This window comes from Alcanivorax sp. HI0044, from assembly GCF_001634945.1.
The window spans coordinates 1-1,895 of record NZ_LWEZ01001543.1 but is presented as its reverse complement, the minus strand read 5'-3'; the positions used below and the strand labels follow the sequence as shown (position 1 = coordinate 1,895).

The following is a 1,895-nucleotide window of genomic DNA, read 5'->3' as shown; positions in this document are numbered from 1 at the left end:
GCCGGCAATCATGCCGAAGACGGCAAAGGCGATGGCCAGCCAGTGCCAGTTCTTGCCCAGGCCGTTTTTGATGTAATACATGGGGCCGCCCACGTATTGCCCGGCGGCATCTTTTTCCCGGAAATGAACGGCGAGGACCGCTTCTGCGTATTTGGTGGCCATGCCTACCAGGGCGATCAGCCACATCCAGACCAGGGCACCAGGGCCACCGGAGTGAATGGCGGTGGCTACGCCGACAATATTACCGGTACCAATGGTGGCAGACAGCGACGTGGCGAGGGCGGCGCCGGCACCGATGGTGCCCACCCCGCGCTGCGGCCCCAGCATTTGCCGAAAGCCAAAACCCAGCTGGCGTAAGGGCAGGAAGCCGAGAATAAGGGTCAGGTAAATGCCTGTGCCAGCGATGAGAATCAGCGCCGGCCATCCCCACAGAAGACCGCTAATCTGTTTGAGTATGGTTACCGTCTGTTCCATGGCTATCGTCCAATGCCCCGAAAGGCCTTAGGCTAGGGGAATTTCCGGGGTAGGGAAAGTGGGGCGTTTTGTTTGTGAGTGCTCGCACACTATTCTGTCAGTGCCAACTAGTTCAAAATTCTTACCCTTGATGCATGATAGCGTATTAAAGTATTAAAGCGTTGGTGCCATACACACCCTAGTTTTTGATGTATTTCACCCAGCCTGTCGCGGGTTCGCCTGCCGGGGGAGCAATGTCCAAGGTCACACAGCTAAAGCCGGTTTCCGGGAAAGCAGCGCCAGGCAGCATGCCGCGGCCGCTTGAGAAGATGTGTGCGCGCTATCTCTCCCTTAGTGGGGCTTATCTGGGAGATATGCTGGATGGTGCCGATGATAAATTGTACGACCTTGCCGAGAAAGAGACAGACGGAGAGCGCGAGCGCTATTTCGAGGCCATGCGTGAGCTGCGCATTCAGCGTGCTGGCTTGATAGGCAGTTTCAAGCAGGCCATCAATCATCAATTTCTAACCCTGGCGCGGCCCCCGGAAACCGAGACACTGGAAAAAACGCCGGTGGACCTAGATTCCCTGACGCTGGTCAATGAGGATGAGCTGGAAACCTCGGTGGCGCTGGATAACATGGCGCGCCGGGCCCGCAATGGCTGTAACGAGCAGCTAAAGGTCCTCTGTCATCGCATCGAATACCTGTTTGAAAGCAAACGGGAAGTGAACGAACACAACAACCCGTTGGAACCCCGCCAGCTGGTCGCCTGTTTCAGCGAAGGGCTGGAAAAGCTGTCGTTGGATATCAAGGCCCGTCTGATCATCCTCAAGCTGTTCGAGCGGGAAGTGATGGCCGAAACCGGCTATCTGGTCAGTGAGGCCAACAAGGTGCTGATCGATGCCGGGGTGTTGCCGGAAATGAAGTCTGCGCCTATCGCCCCGGCACGCAAGCCCGGCTCCCGCTCACTGGCGAGCCAGGGCCAGGGTTCTGACGGTGGGATACCGATGTCAGGGAATGTCGGTGGCCCCAGCAACGATCAGATGTTTGGTTTATTGCAGGAATTGCTGGTGACCATGCGCGGCATGCAGGGAGGCCCGGGTAATGGTGGGGCAGGCGGCGCGCCGGGCGTAGCCAGCGAGGCGGCCATGGCCGTTATGCAGAACGGGGTGCCTTATATGAATGGCGCGCCGGTGGCTAACGCGGCGTCTGTGCATCAGGTCAGCTCCGATGATCTGCTCGGCGTCTTGAACCGCCTGCAGCGGGTAGAGCGTAGTCTCGGAGAGGAGGAAGGCGAAGACCGTGCCGACCTGAAAACGGACCTGTCCGAGCTGCTCGACAATGAGCACGGCGAGGCCATCCATGCCCTGGATCAGGCCGATGATGATGTCATCAATCTGGTGGCCCTGCTGTTCGATTTCATTCTGGATGACGAGGGCCTG

General features: G+C 58.4%; 2 protein-coding genes. One reads left to right on the top strand and one right to left on the bottom strand.

Going from position 1 to position 1,895, the window contains the following annotated elements; genetic code table 11:
• A partial coding sequence (locus A3730_RS23290) for an alanine:cation symporter family protein (RefSeq protein ID WP_197477594.1) occupies positions 1–474 on the bottom strand: 474 nt, incomplete at its 3' end.
• 233 nt (positions 475–707) lie between these two features.
• Between A3730_RS23290 and A3730_RS23285 the strand changes: the two genes are divergently transcribed.
• Positions 708–1,895, top strand: a 1,188-nt coding sequence (locus A3730_RS23285; protein ID WP_156501319.1) for a DUF1631 family protein, incomplete at its 3' end; no start/stop codon positions are given.